Origin of the sequence: Silvimonas amylolytica (assembly GCF_014645555.1) — a bacterium.
GTDB lineage: Bacteria > Pseudomonadota > Gammaproteobacteria > Burkholderiales > Chitinibacteraceae > Silvimonas > Silvimonas amylolytica.
In genome coordinates, this window is the sequence record NZ_BMLY01000001.1 from 1,269,607 (window position 1) to 1,293,897 (window position 24,291).

Sequence of the window (24,291 nt, forward strand, 5' to 3'; positions counted from 1 at the left end):
CACAAGTCGAGACCGGCGCGTGTACCCACCGCGGGTGAGGGCTCGCAAAACAACGGCGGTAATGCTTCAACGAGCAGGTTGGTTTGTCTGTAACCCGGTCAGACGCATCGCGAATATCGCGGGCGCTCGCTCAGTCGGTGCTACCGTTTTGATTGCCTCACCGTGCATCAGCACCGGCTTGCTCTTGTGCCCCTGGCGCCCGGTTCCGCATAGCGGGCACCCCCGACAAACAAAAAAAGGCGCGGTTTTCCGCGCCTTGAAAACGGGTAACGACAACCAGACGGATCACGCCGTCTTGCGACGACCAAACAGCCATTTTTCTGCTTCGATCAGCACAAAAATCATGGCACCCACTCCCAGCGACATAAACCAGTACGAAGCCGGCAACGGTGCAGTACCAAAGATGCGGTTCATGGTGGGCGAATAGATAATCGCGTACTGCAGCGCGGCCAGAATGCCGGTGGTAATCCAGAGCGCAGCGTTCTGGAACATGCGCAAGTTCAGCGAGAAACCCGTTTGCTCACGGCAGTTGAACATATATACCCACTGCAATGTCACCAGCAATTGCAGCACCGCGGTGCGGATAAACGCCTCTTCCAGCCCTTGTGCAATCAAGGTCGCTTCCAGCCAGTACGCCCCACCAGCGATCAAAATCCCGACCATGGCAATTCGCCACAGGCCATGCAAATCCAGGATATTGATATTGGTTTTGCGGGGTGGTCGCTTCATCAAACCGGCTTCTGCCGGCTCAAACGCCAGGCCAAAAGCCAGCGTGGTTGAGGTGGCCATGTTCATCCACAAGATCTGCAATGGTGTCAGCGGGATGGTCGAACCAGCCAGCAAGGCAATCACAATGATCAACCCCTGCGCCAGGTTGGTGGGCAAGACAAACAGGATGGTCTTTTTCAGGTTGTCGTACAGACGGCGCCCTTCGGTGACGGCGGCAGCGATGGTAGAGAAGTTGTCATCCGCCAGGACCATATCAGCGGCCTCCTTGGTGACTTCTGTGCCCTTGATCCCCATGGCGATGCCCACATTGGCTTGCTTGAGCGCCGGTGCATCATTCACGCCGTCTCCCGTCATGCCGACCACGTGCTCCTGCGCTTGCAGGGCCTTGACGAGGCGTAACTTGTGGGCCGGGCTGGTACGGGCAAATACGTCATAGTCGCGGCTGGCGGAGATCAGTTCTTCATCCGACATGTGCTCCAGGGCTGCGCCGGTCATGACATGATCGGTACGATGCATGCCCAGCATGCGGGCAATGGCCATGGCGGTTTCCGGATGATCACCCGTGATCATTTTGACTTCGATACCTGCGGAGCGGCATGTGGCAATCGCGCTTATCGCCTCAGGACGTGGCGGGTCCATCATCGCGGCGACACCCAGCCATTGCAGGCCGGTTTTCAGGTCCTCATGATCAATCTTGCCTGTGGTGGCATCCACGGGTTTGATACACGCGGCCACCATGCGCAGGCCCTGCCGTGCGAGCATGGCCATTTGCTCTTCCCACCAGGCATGGCGCACATCACGTTGGCCATCGGCAACGGCCTCGGATGCGGCCATGGCCAGCAAGATATCCGGCGCACCCGTCACCAGAATATGACGTTGGCCATTGATCTTGTGCAAGGTGGCTTGATACTTCCACGCCGAATCGAAGGGGATTTTGTCCAGCAAAACGGTGTCGTCAAACACAAAGCCAGACTTGGCGGCGAGCACTTGCAAAGCACCCGCTGTCGGCGCGCCCACCACCTGCCAATGGCCATGATCATCCTGACGCAGACTGCTGTCGTTGCACAAGTGGATGGCCGCGACGAACTGGGCAAAAACCGGATCCGCCTGCATCGTCGGTACCGCATCGGTAGCCCGGTTGCGCACTTCGCCTTGCGGGTTATAACTCTGACCAGTGATTTTGTACTGCTGGTCAGCCAGCACGACTTCTTTCACCGTCATTTCATTCATGGTGAGCGTGCCGGTTTTGTCAGAGCAAATGACGGTCATGGCACCCAGAGTTTCCGCCGTTGGCAGGCTACGGATAATCGCGTGTTTGCGCGCCATGGCCTGTACACCCAGCGACAACATGAGTGAGATCACCGCAGGCAAGCCTTCCGGCACGGAAGCCACTGCAAGGCTGATCAAGGCCAGCAACAGTTCGCCTACCGGTACGGCATGGAACACCATGCTGTAGATGAACAGCACGGCCATGGCGCACAGAATGGCCCAGAAAATACCGTGCCCAAGTTTGTCGATCTGCTGCAACAACGGGGTTTTGGTCCGCTTCACATCCGCCAGCATGCCGTTGATCTGACCTAGCTCTGTCTGGGCGCCAATGGCAATCACGACCCCCTTGCCCGTACCGGCACTCACGGTGGTACCAGAATATGCCAGGTTGATCCGGTCCCCCAGTTGGGCGTGGTCGGCCAGGGCATCAGTCTGTTTGGATACAACCGTAGACTCGCCCGTCAGAATGGCTTCTTCGACCTGCAGGCTGTGCACCTCCAGCAGCCGCAAATCCGCCGGGATCCGATCCCCCGGACGCACGGTGACCATATCTCCAGGCACCAATCCGGTCGCATCAATGTGCTGTGGTTTGCCATCACGAATCACCGCAGCGCTGCTTGAGAGCATATTGCGAATACCCTTGAGCGATTTCTCCGCCGCGTTTTCCTGGATATATCCAATCAAGGCATTGATTACAGCCACACACACAATAACGAGGGTGTCGATCCAGTGCCCCATTGCGCCGGTCAGCACCGCCGCCGCCAGCAGGATGTAGATCAACACATCGTTGAAATGGCCAATAAAGCGGCGCCAGGCCGGAATGGGCGGTTTTTCCGGCAGGCTATTCGGGCCATATTGCGTGTGACGTCGCTGTGCGGCGGCACCACTCAGGCCATCTGCACTGGTCTCGAGTGTGTCGAGTGTCTGGTTGATATCCAGTTGATACCAGGGCGTTGTGTTCAGGCCAGGCAGCTTGTCGTGGTTCATTGAGCACCTCCTGCCTGGCGGCGGAGATGGCGGCGTGAGCCGGAGTAATGAAGTCGAGGCACGTGTTTGCTCCTTTGTCATGTTGAACAAAGTCAAACAGGTGCCGCGGCAAGGCGGCGAGCAGACAATGGATCAAACAACTCTGGCAAATCTGCAGAGTTTGATGATCAGGCAATATGTTGATGTTCTGCGGTGGTTGTTTGACCTGTGTCCTGAGTGGGAAATGGGCGGGTTCCGGGCATCAAATTTATCAAATAACCTATTGAATAATCAGTTAAATGTTGCCGTCATACCGCGCATGTAAATATTTGCCCCAGACAGCCATATCATCATATTGCCCGAGCCGTCTGTGCCGAATTTGGCAAACCGGACCCACACCTTGCCACACGCACCAACACCATATCAGGCGATGCTAAAACACCTCGCCGCCCTCCCCGAAACCACCAACGCCACACGAGCGTAGAGCAACAGCCCGACGAGCGATATCATGGTGCCTTCACTCCTCAAAGAGCCTTCCATGACCTTCGCCTTTGCCCGCCAAGCCCTCCTCGGCCTGACTGCCGCTTTGACCCTGAGCGCGACCTACGCCGCCGGCACACCCGCCGCCACGACTGAAAAACTGCCCAGCGGTGCCACCATCACCCACACGGTTGTCGGCAAAGGTGCGCAGCCTACCGCCAACTCTACCGTGACGGTGCACTACAAAGGCACCTTGCAAAGCACTGGCGCGGTATTTGATAGCTCTTACACCCGTAACCAGCCGCTCACTTTTTCCCTGGCGCAGGTAATCCCTTGCTGGCAGCAAGCCATTCCGAAAATGAAGGTTGGCGGCAAAGCCCATCTGGTTTGCCCGGCCGCTTCCGCTTACGGCACTGCGGGTGCCGGCAATGTCATCCCGCCCAACGCAACCCTGCTGTTTGATGTGGAATTGCTGGACGTGAAGGGCTAAGCAAACACTCGGGCTCAATATCAAGCCCCTGATAAAAAGCCGGACCAGTGCAAATGCTGGTCCGGCTTTTTTATCACTCGACGCCATAACGCCACGGCCTCGCCCCTGATTCACTAGTCTGAAGCTCGGTTGTCATTAACATAAGCTATACCGGAACACAAAATAGTCATGGAAGATCACCCAACTGCCCGGCAACAGGGATGTTGGCGGGGTCTCTGGTCACCGCCCTCCCCTGATCATTACTTCGCAATCAAGGCGTTGGGTCTCCGAAATGAAAACAATCGCGTTACTGGCATTGATGGTGGGTCTGAGCGCTTGCACCTCAACCTCGACGCACCCCATTACCGATCAGCAAGGGGCAGTTATCCCTGGCAGCATTGCCAGTCTGGAAGCGATTCAGCTTGGCGGCGTGAGGCAATGGATTCTCATCCGCGGCAAAAGTATGACCAACCCGATTCTGCTGAAGCTGCATGGCGGGCCAGGACAGGCAGAAATGGCCACCGTGGCCTTCAATCGCCAACTTGAAGATGAATTTGTGGTGGTGGAATGGGATCAGCGAGGCGCTGGCAAGTCTGCGGATGCCATCAACCCGGAGCGCGCGATGACCACCGACCAGTTCGTCCAGGACACCCATGAATTAACCCGATTATTGCTGCAGCGGTTTCACCAGCGCCAATTGATTCTGGTCGGACACTCCTGGGGCAGCATCATCGGCTTGCTGGCTGTGCAGAAATACCCGCAGGACTATCAAGCATTTGTCAGCACCGGACAGATCGTCAGTTTCAGCCAGGGTATGGCGGTGAGTTACGCCTTCTTGCTGGATGAAGCCAAACGACGTGGAAACACCGAAGCGCTCGATCAACTCAGCCAGATCGGCCCACCGCCTTATCAAGGCCCTGACAGCAAGTCCAGGCGGGACGTCTATGAGAAATGGCTAGGCCATTTCGGCGCATTGTGGCACGGCAACACGGGGTTTGACCGCGTCGGCTGGATGATCTCGTCAGTCGAGTATGCATGGCCAGAAAAACTGGCATTTGAACGCGCGGCAGAACGGTCATTCGATCTACTACTCCCCCAACTCGCAACCACAGATCTGGCCACCACCGTACCCAAGGTCGACGTCCCGGTATATTTTGCAGTCGGCCGATATGACCATCTCGCCCCGTATGAAATCAGCCAAGCGTATTTCACCCACCTGCAAGCACCTGCCAAAACATGGGTCTGGTTTGAAAACTCAGCACATTTTCCACAGTGGGAAGAACCGCAGAAGTTTCATGATTTGCTCACACAGAAAGTACTACCTGAAACAGAAGGACTACGCGTCAGATCTACTGACAAATGACGCAAACCCCGCCACATGAAACACGGCTTGCAAATGAAAAACGCCGGATCAGTCTTTGAACTGATCCGGCGTTTTTTTGTATGGCCGGAATGGCGGGATTTAAACAAAGGCATCCTCCGGGACCGGCACGCGAATTCTTGCTAAAAAAAGTATGGAAAATTTTGCTTCATTCCGACGCGATTACGTATCCGGTGGCCCCATACACCGCGTCATGCACCCAAGGAATGGGTACGCAGGCTGGCAGCAATTCGGCCTGAGCAGACGGTGAAGCAACCAGCTCTAACTGGCCACTTCCACATTAGAAGCGGACGCTCCGTTTTATTCGTGGGACCATCATAAAAGCCATCTAGCGTCCCAAGGGTGACGCTAGTGACCAATATCTTCCACTTGCTCGTGCCGAATGTATGGCGGCCTGTAGCAGAATGCTGGTTTAAACAATAGAAGCTGCATCATGGATATCCGTGAACTTGAAGAAAGCCGTGTCTTATCTATCGCAGTGGATCAAGCACATCGATATTTTGAGATGGTTGTCAGTCTCGATGACGGGACCAGAATCAAACTGATGGCATGGAATACGGACGGCACAGAGCTAACTATCAAGTTTGGTGCCCTTGACGTTAAAAACTCCCGCGAACTTGGAGAGCTTGAAGGGATAAACATCGTTGATAGTGTTTTGTTCCTCGAAGGTGATTTTGGAGATTTAACAATTCGATCCACCTCGATTTCTATTGAAAAGCTGATGTAACTACGATGCGACGGGCTTCATCGAGCTGAAAGCTATCTGTCACCGGTGATTGCATCTGGCCACAGACGGCATATCGCCAACGTCAACTTTGACGTCCATAACGGACGGCGAAGCTACGAAGTACGAGCGGCGGCTTTGGCCGATGAGTTGCCTATGTTTGGTCGGGCCTGGCGGCAATTCGGCCGAAGCGGCCTTTCCATTTCACGAGCACGGACGTCCGCTACCGACCCCAAGCGGACTGCCTGCCTGGCAATAGCCAAGACTCCCGACCTGGTATCCAAAAAACCTCTCAGCCCTAAGCTAGTTAGCCTGACGCAGATACACTCAGGCTATGCCACGCTTCGTCGGTTTGAGCCAAATTTGCCGCTGCGAGTGCTGCGTATTTGACCGCATCTGTACCGATCAGCAAGCGTACAGGTGCATCCGAACGACCTTCTATCTGCAGTACGATCGCAGCGACCTTGGCAGGGTCTGATGGCTCAGTGCCTGCTGCGGCCCGATGCGATCCAGCCCTCACCCCAACTGTTTGTTGATAAGGTTCGCTGATGGCAGGAATGGTCATGGATGAACCAGCCCAATCTGTCCTCATGCCACCCGGCTCCAGCACTGTCACCTTGATGCCCAGGGGGGCTACTTCGAGTGCGAGAACCGTGGAAAACCCGCTCACTGCCCATTTCGCGCTCTGATATGCAGCCAAGCCTGGCGTACCCAGACGCCCGCCCAGCGAGGATACCTGGAAGATGTGGCCGCTACCTTGAGCGCGCAGGATCGGCAGCACGGCTTTAGTCACATTCACGACGCCATAAAAATTTGCGTCGATTTGTGCTTTGAAGTCGTCCAAAGTCACATCCTCCACAGAGGCCATGTCACCGTAACCGGCGTTATTGACCACCACGTCAATGCGCCCGAAGTGCGCCACTGCGGCATGGATAGCGCGCTGCGCCTGTGCGTTGTCAGTCACATCGAGCGCGAAGGGATAGATCGCGTCGCCATATTCAGCCACCAGATCGTCAAGTTGCTGAGGCTTGCGCGCTGTTGCAACTACACGATTGCCTGCCTGCAATGCTGCCTTTGCGATGGCGCGGCCGAGGCCGCGAGAACTTCCGGTAACAAACCATACTTTGGACATGAAATCGCTCCTTGAAGTTGGAAAGACATCCCTCAACCGGCAACGACTTCACGCGGCATCATCGCTGGCATGAGCGTGATTGTGAGCGAAGCGCTTGCTGCGCTCCTCGCCCAATCGTCCATGTAGACCTTCCATCTTTGTTCTTACCTAGCGTTCTCTTGAGGTTGGGGCTGGGTAAGAGTCAGCGCATTGCGTTTTTTTCCTGGCAAATTGGTCCCGGGGTCTGCAGCTAACACTGGATCACAACGCATAACGTGCGAGCCAGGTGGTACCGCCATAGGATTCCATTGGAATAAAACCTGTGGTGCGGGCCGGGTTCTGGCCAGTTGCCACGAGGACCTGTCCCGACATCAAAGAATTGGCCAAATGGAACCGCACAACGCAATTTACACAGCAAGCGTCCGCGTGCATGTCTGCCGCAATTGCACGAACCGCAGTGTCGAAGAACGCTTCAAAGATCTGCACAGACCGGCCCAAGCAAGGGGCGACGTCACGGCTCTGGAAGAGCACCTTCGTGCTGGCTGGTCGCCCAACGCCCCAAACCCGATGCGATTGGCCAAGCGGGAACCAGACGCGTGAAAGCAAACTATTGGGTATTAATTTCAGTTGCCGTCGCCGCCGCGGTTACAACTTGCACCAGCACCAAGGTTCACTCAGCCGAGAGCACGCAGTCACCTCTGACTGAGAAGGTCTGTTCCATAAGAAATGTGCCCCCTTCTCAACCTCATGGACAATTCCGCGGATGTGAGGAAGAGGCGGTTCAGGGTGCGAAGCGCGTGAACACGTAATCGCGGTCCTTGACCAGCGCGGCGTGGCAGGCGAAGCAGGTCTGGTGCTGGGCTAGATCGGCTGGCTTGCCATCAATGAAGCGACCGAAGCCCCAGCCGCCGGTGGCCGCATAGCGTTTGGAATCCTTGACCATGACCTGCACGGTCGTCGGCGCGCCGGGCACCAGCGCAGTGCCGAACTCCGGTGATGGCTTATGCTTCCAGGCCAGTTTGACGAGCACCGTGCCCTCCGGGAAAGGTTTGGTCTTGTCGGTCTTATACGCATCCATCGCCACATCGTTGCCTAGTACCGCGCGCAGCTCATTGAGCTCACCCGCCTCCAGTGCCGGTGCCACGAACTGCCACTGGCGATAGCCTTGCGGCACCTTGACGCCGTAGATCGGCGAGGCTGCAGGGTCGTTTGCTGGCGGCAACTCTCCCGCGCTGGCCCACATCGGGCTGGCGATCGCCGCAGCCACAACGGCGCAGGCCGCGAACCATGCCAGCGGCTTGATGTAGGGGTGACGGCAGGCGGCAGTGGTGGTTTTTAGCGCGTTCTCTGGCTGCAATTCATTCATGTTCTAACTCCGGGGCACCATCGGTGGTATGGCGCTGATTCTGGGCGAAGTATTCCCGGCGCTCTTCGCCCAATGGTCTGTGCCAACAATCTGACCATTGTCAGACCCTGTATCCCGTTGAGAAGAATCGGCCGGTCACAACTGAAAAGATGGAGAGTGCTGGGGCCGTGACCATGGCGGGATGGAGAGGAATCACAACAAAAAACAGCACAAACCGGAACGAACTGCGCCGAAGTCCGGAAGCTGAAGGAATACGCGCTTTCTTATGCAAATTCCGGTCACGACTTACCTATGCGGATAGCAATGTCCCCCAAAAACGGCACAGAAGGGAATCTGCCAAGCCTCCGGACTCTGAACACACACGAAACTTAGCTCGTATCGCTTCGATCCCGAGAAAAGGTGATTGACCATAATTTGGTAGAAATGGACAGTGATACTTTTCCAGGCTCGTCCAGCTACGCACCATGCCACCGCATTCAAAATTTGAACCCCATCAATTGCTAGCGCAGTCAAATGCACTCGGTTGGTTTCAGGAGATGGATGAGCGGGGCAAGAAAGCTTTCTACGCGGCCTGGGCAGGCTGGGGGGTTGATGCATACGACTTCGTGACCTTCAGTTTCATCGTTGTGACACTGATCAATCTGTGGGGAATCGGTCGTGAGGAGGCCGGGCTACTCGGTACTGTGACTCTGCTGTTCTCTTCCCTTGGCGGCTGGATAGCGGGGATTCTGGCCGATCGCTACGGACGCACGAAGCTACTGCAAGGAACGATTATCTGGTTCTCAATATGTACCGTGGGCATAGGGTTTGCCCAGGACTTCACGCAGTTTTTCATCTTGCGTGCTTTGCAGGGATTAGGGTTTGGCGGTGAATGGGCTGTTGGCGCAGTGCTGGTCGCGGAGAGTGTTGCACCAAAAAATCGTGGCAAGACCGTCGGCATCATGCAAAGTGGCTGGGCGATCGGCTGGGGCATGGCCGCGATACTTTACAGCCTTGTTTACCTGGTTCTCCCCGAAGATTTGGCTTGGCGGTGCATGTTCTGGCTAGGTGCTATTCCCTCCCTGTTGGTCCTTTATATACGCAGAAACGTCGTCGAGCCTGAGGTCTTTGTGCAAACGAAGGCCGCGAAAGAGCAAGCTCAGCTGCGCACTTCAGCGCTTACAATCTTCTCCGCTCCACTTTTGCGGACGACATTGCTGGCTACACTGTTCTGCACAGGTATGCAGGGTGGGTACTACGCCACGTCGATCTGGTTGCCCATGTTCCTGAAAACGGAAAGGCATTTATCGGTGCTGAGCACGGGCGAATATTTGCTGGTGGTCATCCTTGGCTCCTTCCTGGGATATGTCTGTGGCGCGTACCTGGCAGACTACTGGGGAAGGCGGCGCAACTTCGTCGTTTTCTCTACACTCTCTGCAGCCAGCACGATCCTCTACACGACGCTGCCCCTTTCCAACACGCAGATATTGCTCTTGGGTTTTCCACTTGGTTTCACCATCAGTGGCATTTTCGCAGGTGTAGGGGCCTATCTGTCGGAGTTGTTCCCGTCTGAGCATCGAGCAAACGGGCAGAGTTTCTCATACAGCTTCGGACGTGGCATCGGCGCGCTTTTTCCTGGACTCGTCGGCCTCCTCGGCGACAAGCTGAGTCTTTCTTCCTCCATTGCGATCTTTGGTGCTGCGGCTTATGGGGCGGTACTCGTCGCAGTTATATTGCTGCATGAGAACAAGGGCCAGCCGTTCGAATGATGAGGTAATCAAGCATCACGCTTTGAAATGATCGAAGCGATATCGCATCCATTCCGACTTTCGTATTGATGTGAAAAACCGGGGCATAGCTTTGCTGCCCCGGCATGATGGCGCCAACTGATCTAACTACTCAGTGACTCAGAAATAACTGTCTGCCAGCAGCATGTCTTCGAAGAATGCACCGTATGGTTTTTCAGGGTGGCGGATATGGATTTCCAGCACCCACAACAACGGTGACGGACAGAATTGGGTGTCGGCCAGCGGCCCTTCATAAATCAGGGTATGCGGGAAGTCAGACAGTCGATGCCCCGACAAATCCATATTCAGTTCCCATCCCATTTTGCGGGCGCCCGCCACGGCAAACTGGTACAGCGCTTCGCCGGTACACCGGTCGGCTTCCCACTTCTTGCGCACGATATGGAACAGCTTGCGGGCATCTTCCGCGCAACGTTTCATGTCAGGGTCGTCACCGAACACGAACGTGTCGCCGCCATCGCCCTCCCATTTCTCGAACACCGGGCCGATGTCGACAAACATGATGTCGTTCTCACCCAGCACCACACCCGGATCAGATTCAGCACCAAAGGTTTTGGTGGTGTTGGTGCCAAAGCGCACATATACATCGTGCCAGCCGCGCAGCATGTGATGTTCGGCCAGTAGCGCTTTGGCCATGGCCACTGCGTCTTCCTCCACCATGCCCGGGCGGCAGCGCGCCGCAATCTGATGCACGAGATCGCGCGTTTTTTGCCGAACTACCAGCATTTTGTCTTTATCAAATGCGGCGCCAACTTGCTCAAGATGGTTCTGTTCCAGGACTTCCGTCATTGTCGTTCGCTCCTTCAGAATGACCCGGTTGCAGGCAGGCGAAGTGCCAGCCCGTCCAGGTCAGGGGTTAACTGGATCTGGCAGGCCAGCCGGCTGGCGGCCGTGGTGTCTGGCAGGCAAGCCAGCAGGTTATGTTCGGCCTTCGATGGGGCAGTAATCCGGGCTAGCCACGCAGATTCAATCAAGACGTGGCAGGTGCCGCAGGACGCTTTACCGCCGCACACAGAGAGGATTGGCAGCCCGGCCGATTTCAGCCCGGCCAATAGCGACAGGCCGCTGGGGGCTTGGGTCACCACGCCTCCAACGGTCAGGCTGATCGTGGCCGCTGCAGACTTGGCTTGCGTGCTTACGGGTTCACACTCGGGCGAGGGCTCGAAGACATCGCACATGAATTCAAGGACCGGTGTGCCCAGGTTCGACACAAAGGTGGCTCTGGCCGCTTCCACCATTTGCGGGCTGCCACAAGCAAGTACATGGGTTGCCTGCGGGCAAGACATTTCACGCAAGGCCAAGTCCTGGACATAGCGTGACGTGGTTTCCCGGGTGACCGGCACGAAACCAAAATGGACGTACTGCTCCTGCCAGGCCAGCAATCTGTCCCGTGCATACAGGTCTGCGCTGGAACGCCCACCCCAGTACAGCGTGATGGGACGCGTCGTGTTGAGGGGCAGTTGCTGTTCCAGCATGGCCAGAAACGGCGCAATACCGGTGCCCGTGGCCAGCATCACCACCGGGCCATCGCCTGCGGGGAAGCGGAAATCTCCGAGCGGGCCGGATATTCCCACGTGCTGCCCGACGCCGATCTGGCTGATGCCCCGGTCCGAGAACGCCCCACCGGTACGCCGCCGGATATGCAACTCGATCGTGCCGTCGCCATTCGGGGCCCGCGCCATCGAATAACAACGGCTCGGGCCATCCTGGAGAGTGACTACCAGATGCTGGCCTGGCTCGAAGCTGAAGCGTTGTTCCGGCTTGAGCCCCAGTACGCGCACATCCGGCGACAGCATGGTGTTAAGCGTGACGCTAGCTGCAATCATGGTTGTGGATTCCTGACGAGCAATGTGGATCAAACGTTGTTGGCGGGTTGCGGCTGAAACTGCGCGTGAACGTGATCCAGATCCTCAAGAATCGAGCGGGATACGTGGGGCTTGCGCTTGTGCAGGGACGCAATCCACGCAATGCCGATCGCCAGGTAAGCCAGATAGGCATACGGAAAATAATTGAGTGGCGCGGCGGGGACCGGATACACCGAACCCACGGCGGGGATGCCCAGCAACAGCAGGGAACACACGCAAAGCACCCAGTCTTTGGGCCGCAACACACCCAGTTTGCGCAAGTAACCCGGGGCACTCAGCGTGATGAAGGCATAGGGCACCAGGAAGCCGAATGCCGCCATCGTGCCGGCCCAGTTGAAGATATCCAGCGTGGCCTGGTGCATCAGCGTGAGTACACAAGGGACCAGAAACGCGGCGATGCCCATGATGGAAACCGCGATATGGGGCGTGGCGTTCTTGTGATGGGCCTCGGCCATGATGGTCGGAAAGACCCCATGACGGCTCATGGCAAAGATCACCCGCGCACCGGCGTTAAGACAGGACAGGCACAGCGCAAAAAAGCTGACCATGGCGCCAATCGACAACGGAATCTGCAACAGGCCAACATGGGCAAGCTGCGCCATGACATTGAGCGGCGCGTCAATCTGGTCCAGTTTCTGGGCGTAGCCACGGGTGCCGATAATCATGGTGTAGGTGACGAACACAAAGAACGTTCCGGAGATCACCAGGCTCCAGATCACCGCGCGCGGAATGGACTGCAGCGGATTTTTGGCCTCATCACCGAATGCCGTGGCGCATTCGAACCCCACCAGACTGAAGATGGCCACAACCACCCCTAGCCCCAGGTTGGACCACGGCAGCGTGGCCGTATCGAACTGGACGGCGTCCAGTGCAAAGTGGTGCTGGCCCAGCACGATGAGCGACAGGATCAAGATCAGCGCCATCGACACGCCTTCCAGCAGCAACATCAACATGGCCGACAGTTGTACGTTCTTCCAGGCCAGAAAAAATGCCGTGCCGGCGCAGATCGCAAACAGCAGGAACGGCGGTGCAGAAAGCCCGACCATGGCCAGCAGCTTGCCAGCAAAGATGGTGAACCCGGTGATCCCGGCGATGGAAATCCCCAGATAAGCCCAGATCAGTGACCAACCGCCAACGCCGCCCGCAGTCAGACCCAGCCCCCGGCAGATGTAGCTGTACATGGAGCCAGAGGTCGCCGAGCGTTTGGCGAACTGATTCAGGTTCATGGCCACAAACAGCAGCATGACGGTGCCCAGTGCGTACGACAGCCAGCTCCAGTTCCCGGTATTGCCATACATCACCGGAATAATCAGCGCCGCCGTCATCGTGGGCGAGATCAGGGCAATGCCCTGGGCCAGTAGTTCGACGAAGCTCAGGCAATTCGAGCGTAATTGCACGGTTCCCATTGGTCCTGTCCTTGTAAAAGTTGCAAAGTGATTCCGGTGGATTGGCTTTGATCTGAATGTCGACGGGGCCATGCTATGCTGGCTTCTGGTCCACCTTAAACATCCAGTTTTTTTATTTTTACTGGTCCAGGAGTGCAGCCATGTTGCGACCGTGGGATTTGAAAATCCTGATCCGCAGAGACGGTAGTTCGGTGTCACGCCAGATCGTCCAGGCGATCATTGAGGAGATCCGCCGGGGGCGCTTGCTGCCTGGCACCCCACTACCTGGAACCCGGGACCTGGCGCGGGCACTGGACCTGAACCGCAAGACGGTGATCGGGGCGTTTGATGAGCTGACGGCGCAAGGCTGGTTGGTGACCGAGGGTCGGCGCGGCACGTTTGTATCGTCAGAGTTACCCGGCGACAGCGTTGTCGCAGAGAAACCGGCCGATGCCCGCGTCGCCCTGCAACCGGGCTTTGTGTTGCGTGGCGAAAGCCCGGATGTGTCTTGCCTGTACGCCGAGGATGGATATTTCACGTTTGACGATGGCGCGCCGGACACCCGCCTCGCTCCGGTGAGCGAAATCGCCGCCGCCTGGCGCAAGGCGCTGGTTTCTGCCTCCAAACGCAACCGGCTGGGCTATGGCGACCCACGCGGTAGCCTGGTGCTCCGCCGTGAAATCCTGGCCATGCTTAACAGTGAGCGGGGGCTGACTGCTGCAGAGGACAACATCTGTGTTGTGCGCGGTAGCCAGATGGGGATTTATATCGCCGCCCGCGTATTGGTGCGGCCCGGTGACATTGTGGTGATGGAAGCGCTGAGTTACCCGCCAGCGCGAGAGGCGTTTCGGTCTGCCGGAGCCGAAGTGGTCACTGTCGGGCTGGATGAAGACGGGATGAAGATTGATGAACTGGAGCGCCTCTGCCGCAAAAAGCGCGTGCGGGCCGTGTATGTCACGCCGCATCACCAGTTTCCGACCACGGTCTTGCTGCCGGCCGCCCGCCGCATGCGCCTGCTGGCCCTGGCCGAACAGTTTGACTTCGCCATCATCGAAGACGACTACAGCCATGAGTTCCATTTTGCCCATCGGCCGATGTTGCCGTTAGCCAGCGTCGACCGTGGCGGCAAGGTGGTGTATGTCGGCTCCATGTCGAAATTGCTCACCCCATCGTTGCGCGTGGGTTATCTCATCGCCCCCGCCGCCTTCATTGAACGGGCGGTAGCAGAGGTCACCATCATTGACCGGCAAGGTGATCCGGCGACAGAGGCCGCTGTGGCCGATTTGCTGGCCAGCGGGGAGATCCGGAGTCACACCAAACGGGTCGTCAAAATCTACGCAGAGCGGCGCAATCAACTGGCCCAATTGCTCACCCAGCAATTTGGCGAGCGCCTGGCCTTCACCCTGCCCGTCGGCGGCCTTGCTCTCTGGGCGCGTTTTACGCCAGAGGTAGATATGCAACGTTTGAGGGAATGTGCAGCCAGTCAGCGACTTCGGTTTCTTGGAGCAGAAACATTTGTGCTGGAAAACCAGGCGCCAGCCGCGCTTCGCCTGGGGTTTGGCAGTCTGAATCAGGTTGAACTCAAAGAAGGTGTGGACCGGTTAGCACAGGCAGTCGCCATGCTCCAGGCCGATGACTCACGTCACGCAAGAAAACTCGTTGACCCTTGCGAGTAAACCAATTGATGGCGGAAGCACTTTTTTATGCGGAAGAGATGGGCATTCCCGCCTTTGTTCCATTGCTGCGCCCTCAACCGCCATGTCGCGCGAGGCATCCGAATCCAATGCACCGTAAACCCCGCGGCTGTCCGTTCAGGCGAAGGTCCATTCCATCTGCTGTGCATCGGTATAACCCTGCTCAAAAGCAGCTTCTATCGTGGCGTGGCGAGTGCAGTCCCAAGTGGATACCGGCACAGGCGCGCTTGGCTGCCAATACCAGCGGAATGCGTGCTGAAATAGGGCTGGCCGGCCCGGATAATGACGGGTGAGCAGGATGAGCGTCCGGTTCTTTTGTTTGCGGGTTTGGGGTGGGATTGCCGCATTGTCCACGTAGCCACCATCCATGCCCCAACTCGCCCCCAACTGAATCGCCGGAAACCAGGGTAATGCCGCTGCAGATGCACTGAGTGTTTCATGAGCAGTAGATGCATCCGTACATTGGTTCAAGGGGATGAAGTCCAACCGAAGGCCAAGGTAACGGGGTAAGGGAGAATGCAGCCGATGCCAGAGCAGTTCATCGACAAACCAGCCTAATGTGCCAACAGCGATACTTCCAGGCAAGCCAAGGCCCGACACCGGTCGCGTGACCGCAACGTTTAGCAACGATGGGTGAGACTGGAAACGCCGGAAATTGCCAGCATGCAAAAAGGTATGGATCCACGCCGCGTACAGATGGATGTGTGGAAAGCCAAATCTGAATTCACGTAGACGATGCCAGTCAAAAGCGTGTTCACAGGTATCGAAAACCTTGCGGCAGGCCGTGAGCACCCGATCTGGACCGTCCACCATACAGGCAGCAGCCATCGCCGCGCCCCCGCTGGTGCCCACGAGGTTTTTGGGTAATACGTACCCTTGTTCCAGCATCCGGGCCATCAGCCCGGCCTGCCACCAGCAGCGATTACCGCCGCCAGCAAATGCAAGTGTCTGGATCTCGTCCAGCTCGAAAATATCAGCCAGTTTTGCCATGGGTCAGTCCTGCACGCAGTCAAACTCCAGGGTCTTCCCCCCCGGAGACGCAATGACAATGTCAAGCGAAAAGCGTAGCAAAACCGTGCTGATTCTCTAGCCCGGATCGGTGGAATGATTCTTCAGTCTATCGGCCAATCACAGGCAAATCGCTCAGGATTTCTGTTCGGCAGCAAGAACGCTGAAGAGCGCCTCAAGGTAGCGGGCCAGATATTCAGGCCTGGCCTCAGTGAGGGCCTCCATTTCAACGATCTGCCGTAGTACCTGGACCCCGGCAATGACAGCGAGGAACAGCGCGGCGCGCTGGGGTGTTTCGCTGCCTGGAAGCAGGCCAGCTAATGGTTGCGCGAAATGGGCCTCAAACTTCTTGCGCAAGATGGCAGTGGCCTGGGCATTGTTTGCCGATCGCAACAGGATCAGAAATCCATCCATCGGCGTGGCCTGTGGCATCGTTTTTGCCACCAGCGCAGTAGCGATATCCCGGCACAGGGTTGGCATGTCGGGGGCGTTCTTCATGAGTTCCTGCGTCAGAATCCCCGGCGCCGCCAGGGTCGCCTCGACCACTTCCTCGAATAGTTGCTCCTTGGAGCCAAAATAGCGGTTGACCAGCATCGCCGTCACGCCGGCTTTCTCCGCGATCTCGCGCACCCCGGCGTCGTAGCCCGCTTGTGTGAACGCAAGGCGCGCTGATTCCAGGATCGCTTGCCGCGTCGCTGTCCCCTTCTTGCCCAAAGATTGCATTTATTTATACACCTGTAGACTTTTGATATTAAAAAGTCTACGCTTGTATAACTTTATCGGCAATCTGAATCTGTGAGGACTGTATGGATCTGAAATTAAACGGGAAACGCGCCCTGGTGACGGGGTCAACGACGGGGCTGGGCGAGGCCATCGCCAAGCTGTTGGCAGCGGAAGGTGTGACCGTCATCGTGCATGGTCGTGATGCCAAGCGCGCCAATGCGGTTGCCGAAGCCATCGCCATCGCCGGCGGACGTGCGCAAATCGCGCTGGGCGATCTGGCCACTGACGAGGGCGCTGATGCGGTGGCTGCGCAAGCGCAAGAAGGCGGTGCCATCGATATCCTGGTCAACAATGCTGGCTACTATCACCACCTGAACTGGACGACGGCGTTGCCGGACAAGTGGATTGATACCTACCAGGTCAACGTCCTTTCTGCCGTCCGCATGATTCAACGGTTGGTGCCGAGCATGCGCGAACTGGGTTGGGGCCGGGTGATCCAGATTGGCGGCGGCCTCGCTGGGCAACCGATCCCCATGCAGCCGGATTACAACGCGTCGCTTGCTGCCCGGCACAACCTGGCGGTTTCGTTGGCGCGCGACCTGAAAGATTCTGGGGTCACCTCGAATATCGTGGCGCCTGGCGCGATCCTCGTCCCTGCCGTCAAGGAGTTGCTGGAGAAGATTGCTCCGCAGCATGGCTGGGGTGAGACCTGGGAAGAGATCGAAAGCGGTTGCGTGCGCGATATGGTGCCTAACGATGTTGGCCGTCTCGGTCGCCCGGAGGAAATCGCGGCCGCCGTCGCTTACCTGGCAAGCCCGCATGCCGACTATGTAAGCGGCGCCACGATACGTGTCGATGGCGGCACGATCCGCTCGGCATTTTGATTTCATTGTCGGGGCGACCTCTAACCGGGTTTGGGTGGCATTGTGATTCTGGGTTCATGCATCGCGCAGGTTTTCGAAGCGGGTGCTGGACGGCTGCCAGCGTAAAGCGAACTTGTGCTGCCGCCCCCCGACTTCCGCTTCAGCCCAAGAGTGAGCGAAGCCGGACCGCATCTTTCTGATCCCCTCAAACGTCTTCGAAGGTATCTGCAACCTGACTTGAAAGGATTCAGTCATGTCGATACCCAAAATGAGCGATGCGCCACGGCTGGCGGGAAAGCGGGCCATCATCTATGCCGCGTCTGGTGCGATTGGCAAAGCAATCGCGCTGGCGTTTGCCAGTGAGGGGGCCAAGGTCTTTCTGACGGGACGCAACCTTGCCAAGGTCCGGCAGGTTGCAGAAGAAATTGCCGCTTTCGGGGGCGATGCGCAGGCAGCAGAAGTCGATGCGCTGGATTCGCAGGCGGTCGAGCATCACTTTTCGACGGTGGTGACGAGCGCCGGGCGGGTTGATATTTCGTTCAACGCAATCAGCATCCCGCAGGAAGGCATCCAGAGTATTGCGCTGGCCGAACTGTCGGTCGACAGTTTCATGCGCCCCCTGACCCATTATTTTCAATCCCAGTTCATCACCACGCGATCTGCAGCGCGGCATATGGTCATTCAAAAGTCAGGGGTCATTCTGATGCACACCCCCGAACCGGCCCGCTTGGGAGCGCCCCTGGTCGGCGGCATGGGGCCCGCATGGGCGGCCATTGAGGGGCTGTCGCGCGCCCTGTCTGCCGAAGTGGCCGCACACGGCGTCCGTGCGGTCTGCCTGCGCACCACCGGCATACCCGAGACAGGGACGATCGAGCTGGTATTTGGCCTGCATGCGAAGGCGTATGGCATGACGCGGGAGCAGTTTCAGGCGTTGATGGAAAGCCGGACGCATAGACAGCGCTCAACCACTTTGCAGGAACTGGCCCAGGTGGCTGCGTTCGTGGCGTCAGACCAGGCCGCCGCGATGACCGGAACCGTGGTCAATCTGACGGGCGGGGCGATTGTGGATTAGCACCTGGCCAGGCATACCAGCGATGATGGAGGCAACATGAAACGCATGATGGTGCAGTACAAAATCAAGGCCGATCGCGTACGGGAAAACGAAGCCTACATCCGGAGCGTGTTCGAACAATTACGCAACGAACAGCCGCAAGACTTGCATTACGCCTCTTTCAAGCTAGCCGACGGCCTTACTTTTGTGCACATCGTGGCGCAGGAGCTTGCCGGGGAGCATAGCCCGTTGTTAGCGCTATCGGCCTTCAAGGCGTTTGTATCCAGCATCAAGGATCGGTGCGACGAGCCGCCGGTCTCTGTGGAACTGACTGAGATAGGGTCCTATCGTGCATTTACCGACTGATCCCGTGTTGAACGCCATGCACCAGGGCCGCGCACAATTTCTGGCCCTGGTGCAGGAGGTTCGGCCTGAGCTGCATCGCTACTGCGCGCGCATGACGGGCTCCATCGCCGATGGCGAGGATGTCGTCCAGGATACGTTGGCGCGGGCCTACTTTGAACTGGCAGAACTCAACGAACTACCGCCGCTGCGGCCCTGGCTTTTCAGGATCGCCCACAACCGGGCGATTGATGTACTGCGCAGCCGGGAGTACCGCAAGAGCGAATCGCTTGATGCCACCGTAGACATGGCTGGCGATGCGGCACTCGAACCCGGTAGCGTCTGGTCACGCGCTGACGACGTGCACTGTGCCGTGTCCAGATTTATGGAGTTGCCCGCGACGCAGCGCAGTTGCGTGATCCTGATGGACGTTCTGGAGTATTCCCTCGAAGAAATGGCCGACATGCTTGACCTGAGCGTGCCAGCCATCAAGGCTGCACTGCATCGCGGCCGGACGCGTCTGCGGGCGTTGGCGCAAACCCAGCTGCCAGCACCCGCCAGGCGGCTGGCGTCCCCCACCATCGTTCGTTATGCAGCACTCTTCAACGCTCACGACTGGGATGGTGTGCGCGCCATGCTGGTTGACGACGTCAGGCTTGATCTTGTCGGCCGCATGAAGGCCACAGGGCGCGACGCTTTGACGTATTTCACCAACTATGCGGGTGCCAGCGGCTGGGGCCTGGCACCCGCATGGCTCGACGGCCGCGAAGTGCTGGCCGTCTACAGGGATCGGGCCGATCCCCGCCCGGGCTATTTCATTGAACTTGAGTTCATCGGCGACCGGATTATCGGCATTCGTGACTTTCGGTACGTACCCTACATCGCCAGCGAGGCAGAGTTCGTATCCATTGATACCGGGGCAGATCACTAATATTTCATGACTAACCGATCACCTCAGCCACAAAATTCGCGATGGCCTGTCGTGCTCGCTGTGCCGAGGTCGGTGAATAGACGAGACGAGCGTTTGGATCAGTGCCTGCCTCCGGGTTATCGAATGCGTGGTGCGTCTGGCTATAGAGCTCAAAGCGTACGTCGTTTCCAGCCTCGTCCATTTCTTTGATGACTGCCGCAATCGTCTCCATTGGGGAAACTTGATCCTGCGTGCCTTGCAAGATCAAAACGGGTGCGGTGATACGGCTCTTCATTCCCTCTGCGGCCGTTTTCAGTAGCGCCGAGCAGACGATAATGCCGGCGATATCCCCACTGCTGCGGCCGTAGTCCAGAGCAACCATCCCGCCAGCGCTGTAGCCCAGGATCAAAACAGGTGTACCGGCAGGCAGCTCTTTTCGCACTTGTTCTACGCACGCGGCCAGTCCTTCCACCCCTTGCGCTCTGTGTGCGATCAAACGTTGAACCATTGGGCCCACCTGATCCGGACTGTCCGGGCTGAAACCATCGCCGTAAAGATCCGCAATGGCCACTGCGCATCCGAGTTCGACGAGGTAAGCCGCATGATCCCGAGCCAGGGGGCTTTGACCGCGCCAATCTGGCAACAACACCACGGCGGCCTTCGGTACCAGGCCCGAACCTTTAATCAGCAAACCGCGATAGTTCTGCTGCCCGGCAGCGTAATCAAGACGGGTTTCGACATTGCTCATCAGTACCTCCTGGGAAAGTCATCACTGAGTAAAAAGTGGGGCTCTGTCCTATGACCAACGGGCACCCGGTATTGCCGGGCCATGCAGCCCAAGCCATTGCCTTGAGGAGTCTAGGTCTAAACCAGGATTAATCAGCAGCAAAGCACGTTGCCGCACGTTGAGTGGCGTGGGCAGGTCCGTTTATCCACAAAGGCCCATCATCGGCCTGCCTCTGGGCAATGGCCAAATCTGAAAACGGATCTTATATTTTACGAATTTGTTTTAAATTTCAATTGGTTAAATTTAAAAGCAAAGCGAGTAGCAGACACACCGCAGCCCCACTAATCTTTCACCTTACACAGACATTCAAAGGTGAGAGGTCATTCCATGTCGAACGAACAAGTGAACTGGCTGCTGAAGGTGATTCAGCCCGAGCACAGCCTCGCTGCGCTTCCCGGTGGTGCCTATTTGGGCCAGGATGCTCATGCCGCGCTGCTTAACCTGCCGGTCGAGGTCTATACGGCAGAACTGGGCCGCATGCAAAATGAAGCGGTTCAAGCGGCTGCCACCCTGCTTGCTGACGAGGCGGCGGGATCAATGATCGATCAACTCCCCCTTCGCAAGGGCGCCAAAATCCTGGTGTTTGGCGATAGCCTGACGTCTGATCCGCAATCCTGGGCGGTGATTCTGAGAGAAATGCTGGCCATGCGGCGAGGTGCCGATGAGATTGCGCTCACCATCAGGGCGGTAGGCGGCGAGACCACGACCCACGGTCTCGTCAGGTTTGCGGAGATTGCCAACGCCCAACCCGATTGGGTTCTCTTCTTGCTCGGCACCAACGACGTACGCACGCAGGGGCCGCATCCCACCAAGACACTGGTCCATCATGAAGAGACCGCCCGCAATATTGCAGAACTGCGTCAGCGCGTGGCCACTGAAACCCATGCCCGCACGCTCTGGATTACGCCGCCGGCGGTTAACGAGGCGCAGGTCGCGGCGCATTGGGGCCTTGCCCGGTTCGGGGTTCGGTTTCGCAATGAAGACCTGGAGTGCGTCGCCAGCATCATCCGCGACAGCGAGGAGCCGGTGATTGATGCCTTCGCGGCATTGGACAATCCGCCACCTGCAGACCTGATGGTCGACGGCCTTCATTTCACGCTGGAAGGCCAGAAACGCATGGCACTCGAAGTCATCCGGGGCTGGAGCCAGCTCAAACTCAACTGAAACCGGGGCACAAGGGTAGCCCGGCGCGGCTTTGATGCTCGCGCACGCGCTGTTGAAGTCAGAAGTATCTTGGCGCACTGCCCCGAAACGAATTCACGTAGAGCAGCACCGTGCGGATTGCCTCGCTGCCGGCGCCATCGCGGGAGAGGTCAGCCGGCGGGTGGTGGGCTGCGCCGTGCACCAGCGATTCCACCATGCGTGGCAGGACAAAAAGCATACGCTCCCTCTCTTGCCGGTTATACGGCTCCTGGTCGGTGCGCGACAGCGCCAGCCCAAACGTGTGATGCAGCGCATTCCTGAAGCCTTGGGCACTTTGCGGAACCGCAGAGGAAACAAGCTCGTGCAGCTCTGCCAGATCGGCGTGGGCCTGCACCAGGCCATGGACAAGTTCACGTGTGAACTCCCCGAGGGGCGCCGTGGCCCAGGCGGTCGTAGTCTGTTCCATCACCTGGCGGACATCATCGACGTGCCGGTCATAAAGCGCGGTAAAGATGGCGCGCTTATCGGGGAAGTACTGATAGAGCGTCCCGACGCTGACACCGGCAACCTGTGCGATGCGATTCGTGGTCACGGACTGGGGCCCGTAGCGCTTCGCCACGATCTGTACAGCCTGAAGCACGGCATCCACGGTGAACCTGGCGCGTTGCTGCCTGGGTTCGCGCCGCGTATGGGCTCTTTCGCTCATCATGGTGCCACCTCGCTATCCGGGTCGCCGGGCCGGGCCCGGATTCAGAATAAAATAATAGCAGCAGCCACGAGCGCCACACTCAAACTACGCCGCGAGCGCACCCGGTGCTTACGGCAATGCATCAAACTGCGCCAAAGCCCGAGCAGAAGTTGGCAGCCGCAGCAGTACAAGTCTGCTTTGCATTGGAAATCAGCTGCAGTGGCACTTCCAATCAAAAAAGCCCCGATCATTCGGGGCTTTTTTATATCTCGAGACCGACCGGAAAATGGTCAAGGATTCCCGGCCAATCAATGGCTAGGGAGCTGCAATCTCGTACAATGCGGCCGGGTTCAGGGTTGCCGCATAGACATTACCAGCAGTATCCACCGCCACACCTTCTGGCAGATTGATCTGCACAGATCCTGTAGAGATAGCAGTTACAGAGCCACCCGCCGAAATCTTGTAGACGCTATTGCTACCAAAACCAGCTACAAAAATATTGCCATTCGCATCCACAGCAGTATGCCAGGCCGAAGTGATGACGCTTGATCCAGCGATTAGCGTGCCTGTTGAACTCCCAGCCGGGATTTTATAAACACCCGTTCCGCCGGTAGTGACATACAGGTTACCCGCCGTATCCAGACTCAGGAATGCGGCCCCGGCAATCGTGTTGGTCACCGGGGTTGCCGTGGAAGAGCCTGCAGGTATTTTGTAAATGCGGCTGGTATTCTCATCGGCCACATAGACCGTCCCCGCCGCATCGACGGCTACCCCGGATACCGAACTGAAGCTCTGAGAGATAGCCAGTGTCGTTGCCGTGTTTGCACCAGGTACAATTTTCCAGATCACGTTGTTGATACTACTGTCGGCAACATAAAGGTTGCCGCTCGAGTCCAGTGCCAGGCTCTCGCAATAGCCAAATGTCGTGCCTGGGGCAAGGATTGTAGCCGTTGCCGCACCAGGGGCAATCTTGTACACATGCCCACCAAAGATTTCGCAGGCATACACATTACCGCTTGCATCCACCACCACACTGGATAGACCAGCAAATGTGGTCGACGGCGCAAGCTGAACCACCTGGGTGCAACTCACGTTGATGGTCGTCATGTCCGCGATGACATTCGCGCCGCTGCCATTGCTCACCTTGCAGAGCAGCCCCGCAGGTTGCGTGTCTACAGTCACGTTGTAGCTTGCCCCCTGCTCAATGCCCTTAGCAAAGGAGAATGTGCCGTTGGCGGACACGGCCAGCGTATCGGTCCCGTTGTTTTTCAGGACCAGCGTACCGCCTGTCAAACCTGATACCGTCCCACCCACAGCATAAGTGGTAACAACCGGTGCGGGTGTTGGCGTGGGTGTCGCACTCGTTGTAGTGGTCGTCGAATCACTGGAGTCGAGCACACACCCTGTGAGTACCAGGGCCAGAACACCGGCCAGGAAAAACGGCAGCAATTTCATGACATTCGCATTGCGGACAAAAGTGCTCGAATCTTAAAGTCCTCTTCAGCTTGTGGCATCTTTTATCAGTTGCGTATGTTGCGTTCTCCATGAATATA

22 protein-coding genes are annotated in these 24,291 nt (G+C 57.6%); 11 read left to right on the top strand and 11 right to left on the bottom strand.

Going from position 1 to position 24,291, the window contains the following annotated elements:
* Positions 1 to 285: 285 nt before the first annotated feature.
* Positions 286 to 2,985 (bottom strand): cation-transporting P-type ATPase, encoded by a 2,700-nt coding sequence (locus tag IEX44_RS05540; protein ID WP_188689968.1) that lies wholly within the window; start codon positions 2,983 to 2,985, stop codon positions 286 to 288.
* Here IEX44_RS05540 and IEX44_RS05545 point away from each other — a divergent pair.
* From IEX44_RS05545 to IEX44_RS05560, 4 genes are all read left to right on the top strand, one after another.
* Positions 2,972 to 3,289: a hypothetical protein gene (locus IEX44_RS05545; RefSeq protein WP_188689972.1), complete on the top strand. Its 318-nt coding sequence runs from the start codon at positions 2,972 to 2,974 to the stop codon at positions 3,287 to 3,289. The genes IEX44_RS05540 and IEX44_RS05545 overlap by 14 nt on opposite strands.
* A gap of 183 nt (positions 3,290 to 3,472) precedes the next feature.
* The gene (locus IEX44_RS05550) at positions 3,473 to 3,934 is read left to right on the top strand and encodes an FKBP-type peptidyl-prolyl cis-trans isomerase (protein ID WP_229678766.1); all 462 of its coding nucleotides are present in this window, start codon (positions 3,473 to 3,475) and stop codon (positions 3,932 to 3,934) included.
* Positions 3,935 to 4,205: 271 nt separating this feature from the next.
* Positions 4,206 to 5,276 carry an alpha/beta fold hydrolase gene (locus IEX44_RS05555; RefSeq protein ID WP_188689975.1) on the top strand — a complete coding sequence of 357 codons (1,071 nt, stop codon included), beginning with the start codon at positions 4,206 to 4,208 and terminating at the stop codon, positions 5,274 to 5,276.
* 451 nt (positions 5,277 to 5,727) lie between these two features.
* Positions 5,728 to 6,021 carry a hypothetical protein gene (locus IEX44_RS05560; RefSeq protein ID WP_188689980.1) on the top strand — a complete coding sequence of 98 codons (294 nt, stop codon included), beginning with the start codon at positions 5,728 to 5,730 and terminating at the stop codon, positions 6,019 to 6,021.
* 304 nt (positions 6,022 to 6,325) lie between these two features.
* On the opposite strand, the gene IEX44_RS05565 is transcribed toward IEX44_RS05560, so the two are convergent.
* Both IEX44_RS05565 and IEX44_RS05570 read right to left on the bottom strand, forming a co-directional pair.
* Positions 6,326 to 7,150: an SDR family NAD(P)-dependent oxidoreductase gene (locus IEX44_RS05565; protein ID WP_188689982.1), complete on the bottom strand. Its 825-nt coding sequence runs from the start codon at positions 7,148 to 7,150 to the stop codon at positions 6,326 to 6,328.
* Between the two features lie 760 nt (positions 7,151 to 7,910).
* Positions 7,911 to 8,495: a cytochrome P460 family protein gene (locus IEX44_RS05570; protein ID WP_229678767.1), complete on the bottom strand. Its 585-nt coding sequence runs from the start codon at positions 8,493 to 8,495 to the stop codon at positions 7,911 to 7,913.
* 464 nt (positions 8,496 to 8,959) lie between these two features.
* Between IEX44_RS05570 and IEX44_RS05575 the strand changes: the two genes are divergently transcribed.
* Positions 8,960 to 10,243 carry an MFS transporter gene (locus IEX44_RS05575; protein WP_188689985.1) on the top strand — a complete coding sequence of 428 codons (1,284 nt, stop codon included), beginning with the start codon at positions 8,960 to 8,962 and terminating at the stop codon, positions 10,241 to 10,243.
* A 138-nt stretch (positions 10,244 to 10,381) separates the two neighbouring features.
* Here the strand turns inward: IEX44_RS05575 and IEX44_RS05580 are convergent, their stop codons facing one another.
* From IEX44_RS05580 to IEX44_RS05590, 3 genes are read right to left on the bottom strand one after another with little or no spacing between them, the layout of a single operon-like run.
* Positions 10,382 to 11,068: a M24 family metallopeptidase gene (locus tag IEX44_RS05580; RefSeq protein WP_188689988.1), complete on the bottom strand. Its 687-nt coding sequence runs from the start codon at positions 11,066 to 11,068 to the stop codon at positions 10,382 to 10,384.
* A gap of 14 nt (positions 11,069 to 11,082) precedes the next feature.
* Positions 11,083 to 12,105, bottom strand: coding sequence for an FAD-binding oxidoreductase (locus IEX44_RS05585; protein ID WP_188689990.1), 1,023 nt, complete (start codon positions 12,103 to 12,105; stop codon positions 11,083 to 11,085).
* Between the two features lie 29 nt (positions 12,106 to 12,134).
* Entirely contained in the window at positions 12,135 to 13,550 is a 1,416-nt protein-coding gene (locus IEX44_RS05590) for an APC family permease (protein WP_188689993.1), read from the bottom strand.
* A gap of 140 nt (positions 13,551 to 13,690) precedes the next feature.
* On the opposite strand from IEX44_RS05590, the gene pdxR reads away from it, so the two are divergent.
* Entirely contained in the window at positions 13,691 to 15,205 is a 1,515-nt protein-coding gene (pdxR, locus tag IEX44_RS05595; RefSeq protein ID WP_188689997.1) for a MocR-like pyridoxine biosynthesis transcription factor PdxR, read from the top strand.
* A 135-nt stretch (positions 15,206 to 15,340) separates the two neighbouring features.
* Here pdxR and IEX44_RS05600 read toward each other — a convergent pair whose 3' ends face one another.
* Both IEX44_RS05600 and IEX44_RS05605 read right to left on the bottom strand, forming a co-directional pair.
* Positions 15,341 to 16,213: a patatin-like phospholipase family protein gene (locus tag IEX44_RS05600; protein WP_188690000.1), complete on the bottom strand. Its 873-nt coding sequence runs from the start codon at positions 16,211 to 16,213 to the stop codon at positions 15,341 to 15,343.
* A gap of 153 nt (positions 16,214 to 16,366) precedes the next feature.
* The gene (locus IEX44_RS05605) at positions 16,367 to 16,954 is read right to left on the bottom strand and encodes a TetR/AcrR family transcriptional regulator (protein ID WP_188690001.1); all 588 of its coding nucleotides are present in this window, start codon (positions 16,952 to 16,954) and stop codon (positions 16,367 to 16,369) included.
* An 83-nt stretch (positions 16,955 to 17,037) separates the two neighbouring features.
* On the opposite strand from IEX44_RS05605, the gene IEX44_RS05610 reads away from it, so the two are divergent.
* From IEX44_RS05610 to IEX44_RS05625, 4 genes are all read left to right on the top strand, one after another.
* Complete coding sequence (locus IEX44_RS05610; protein WP_188690005.1) at positions 17,038 to 17,838, top strand: SDR family NAD(P)-dependent oxidoreductase; 801 nt, start codon at positions 17,038 to 17,040, stop codon at positions 17,836 to 17,838.
* 232 nt (positions 17,839 to 18,070) lie between these two features.
* On the top strand, positions 18,071 to 18,889 hold the full coding sequence (locus IEX44_RS05615) for an SDR family NAD(P)-dependent oxidoreductase (protein ID WP_229678768.1): 819 nt from the start codon (positions 18,071 to 18,073) through the stop codon (positions 18,887 to 18,889).
* Between the two features lie 36 nt (positions 18,890 to 18,925).
* Complete coding sequence (locus tag IEX44_RS05620; RefSeq protein ID WP_188690008.1) at positions 18,926 to 19,234, top strand: hypothetical protein; 309 nt, start codon at positions 18,926 to 18,928, stop codon at positions 19,232 to 19,234.
* Between the two features lie 16 nt (positions 19,235 to 19,250).
* The gene (locus tag IEX44_RS05625) at positions 19,251 to 20,141 is read left to right on the top strand and encodes a sigma-70 family RNA polymerase sigma factor (protein WP_188690471.1); all 891 of its coding nucleotides are present in this window, start codon (positions 19,251 to 19,253) and stop codon (positions 20,139 to 20,141) included.
* Positions 20,142 to 20,151: 10 nt separating this feature from the next.
* Here IEX44_RS05625 and IEX44_RS05630 read toward each other — a convergent pair whose 3' ends face one another.
* Positions 20,152 to 20,868 (bottom strand): dienelactone hydrolase family protein, encoded by a 717-nt coding sequence (locus IEX44_RS05630; protein ID WP_188690011.1) that lies wholly within the window; start codon positions 20,866 to 20,868, stop codon positions 20,152 to 20,154.
* Positions 20,869 to 21,234: 366 nt separating this feature from the next.
* Between IEX44_RS05630 and IEX44_RS05635 the strand changes: the two genes are divergently transcribed.
* Positions 21,235 to 22,071: an SGNH/GDSL hydrolase family protein gene (locus IEX44_RS05635; RefSeq protein ID WP_188690014.1), complete on the top strand. Its 837-nt coding sequence runs from the start codon at positions 21,235 to 21,237 to the stop codon at positions 22,069 to 22,071.
* Between the two features lie 58 nt (positions 22,072 to 22,129).
* Here the strand turns inward: IEX44_RS05635 and IEX44_RS05640 are convergent, their stop codons facing one another.
* On the bottom strand, positions 22,130 to 22,756 hold the full coding sequence (locus tag IEX44_RS05640; protein ID WP_229678769.1) for a TetR/AcrR family transcriptional regulator: 627 nt from the start codon (positions 22,754 to 22,756) through the stop codon (positions 22,130 to 22,132).
* A gap of 297 nt (positions 22,757 to 23,053) precedes the next feature.
* Positions 23,054 to 24,193 carry an NHL repeat-containing protein gene (locus IEX44_RS05645; protein WP_188690020.1) on the bottom strand — a complete coding sequence of 380 codons (1,140 nt, stop codon included), beginning with the start codon at positions 24,191 to 24,193 and terminating at the stop codon, positions 23,054 to 23,056.
* Positions 24,194 to 24,291 lie beyond the last annotated feature (98 nt).

Bases quoted from the DNA above. Each gene is read 5' to 3' on its own strand.
- IEX44_RS05570 (WP_229678767.1), bottom strand. From the start codon at position 8,495: ATGAATGAATTGCAGCCAGAGAACGCGCTAAAAACCACCACTGCCGCC.
- IEX44_RS05575 (WP_188689985.1), top strand. From the start codon at position 8,960: ATGCCACCGCATTCAAAATTTGAACCCCATCAATTGCTAGCGCAGTCA.
- pdxR (WP_188689997.1), top strand. From the start codon at position 13,691: ATGTTGCGACCGTGGGATTTGAAAATCCTGATCCGCAGAGACGGTAGT.
- IEX44_RS05550 (WP_229678766.1), top strand. From the start codon at position 3,473: ATGGTGCCTTCACTCCTCAAAGAGCCTTCCATGACCTTCGCCTTTGCC.
- IEX44_RS05635 (WP_188690014.1), top strand. From the start codon at position 21,235: ATGTCGAACGAACAAGTGAACTGGCTGCTGAAGGTGATTCAGCCCGAG.
- IEX44_RS05620 (WP_188690008.1), top strand. From the start codon at position 18,926: ATGAAACGCATGATGGTGCAGTACAAAATCAAGGCCGATCGCGTACGG.
- IEX44_RS05640 (WP_229678769.1), bottom strand. From the start codon at position 22,756: ATGAGCGAAAGAGCCCATACGCGGCGCGAACCCAGGCAGCAACGCGCC.
- IEX44_RS05590 (WP_188689993.1), bottom strand. From the start codon at position 13,550: ATGGGAACCGTGCAATTACGCTCGAATTGCCTGAGCTTCGTCGAACTA.
- IEX44_RS05610 (WP_188690005.1), top strand. From the start codon at position 17,038: ATGGATCTGAAATTAAACGGGAAACGCGCCCTGGTGACGGGGTCAACG.
- IEX44_RS05565 (WP_188689982.1), bottom strand. From the start codon at position 7,150: ATGTCCAAAGTATGGTTTGTTACCGGAAGTTCTCGCGGCCTCGGCCGC.
- IEX44_RS05585 (WP_188689990.1), bottom strand. From the start codon at position 12,105: ATGATTGCAGCTAGCGTCACGCTTAACACCATGCTGTCGCCGGATGTG.
- IEX44_RS05560 (WP_188689980.1), top strand. From the start codon at position 5,728: ATGGATATCCGTGAACTTGAAGAAAGCCGTGTCTTATCTATCGCAGTG.
- IEX44_RS05615 (WP_229678768.1), top strand. From the start codon at position 18,071: ATGTCGATACCCAAAATGAGCGATGCGCCACGGCTGGCGGGAAAGCGG.
- IEX44_RS05625 (WP_188690471.1), top strand. From the start codon at position 19,251: ATGCACCAGGGCCGCGCACAATTTCTGGCCCTGGTGCAGGAGGTTCGG.
- IEX44_RS05555 (WP_188689975.1), top strand. From the start codon at position 4,206: ATGAAAACAATCGCGTTACTGGCATTGATGGTGGGTCTGAGCGCTTGC.
- IEX44_RS05605 (WP_188690001.1), bottom strand. From the start codon at position 16,954: ATGCAATCTTTGGGCAAGAAGGGGACAGCGACGCGGCAAGCGATCCTG.
- IEX44_RS05600 (WP_188690000.1), bottom strand. From the start codon at position 16,213: ATGGCAAAACTGGCTGATATTTTCGAGCTGGACGAGATCCAGACACTT.
- IEX44_RS05645 (WP_188690020.1), bottom strand. From the start codon at position 24,193: ATGAAATTGCTGCCGTTTTTCCTGGCCGGTGTTCTGGCCCTGGTACTC.
- IEX44_RS05540 (WP_188689968.1), bottom strand. From the start codon at position 2,985: ATGAACCACGACAAGCTGCCTGGCCTGAACACAACGCCCTGGTATCAA.
- IEX44_RS05580 (WP_188689988.1), bottom strand. From the start codon at position 11,068: ATGACGGAAGTCCTGGAACAGAACCATCTTGAGCAAGTTGGCGCCGCA.
- IEX44_RS05630 (WP_188690011.1), bottom strand. From the start codon at position 20,868: ATGAGCAATGTCGAAACCCGTCTTGATTACGCTGCCGGGCAGCAGAAC.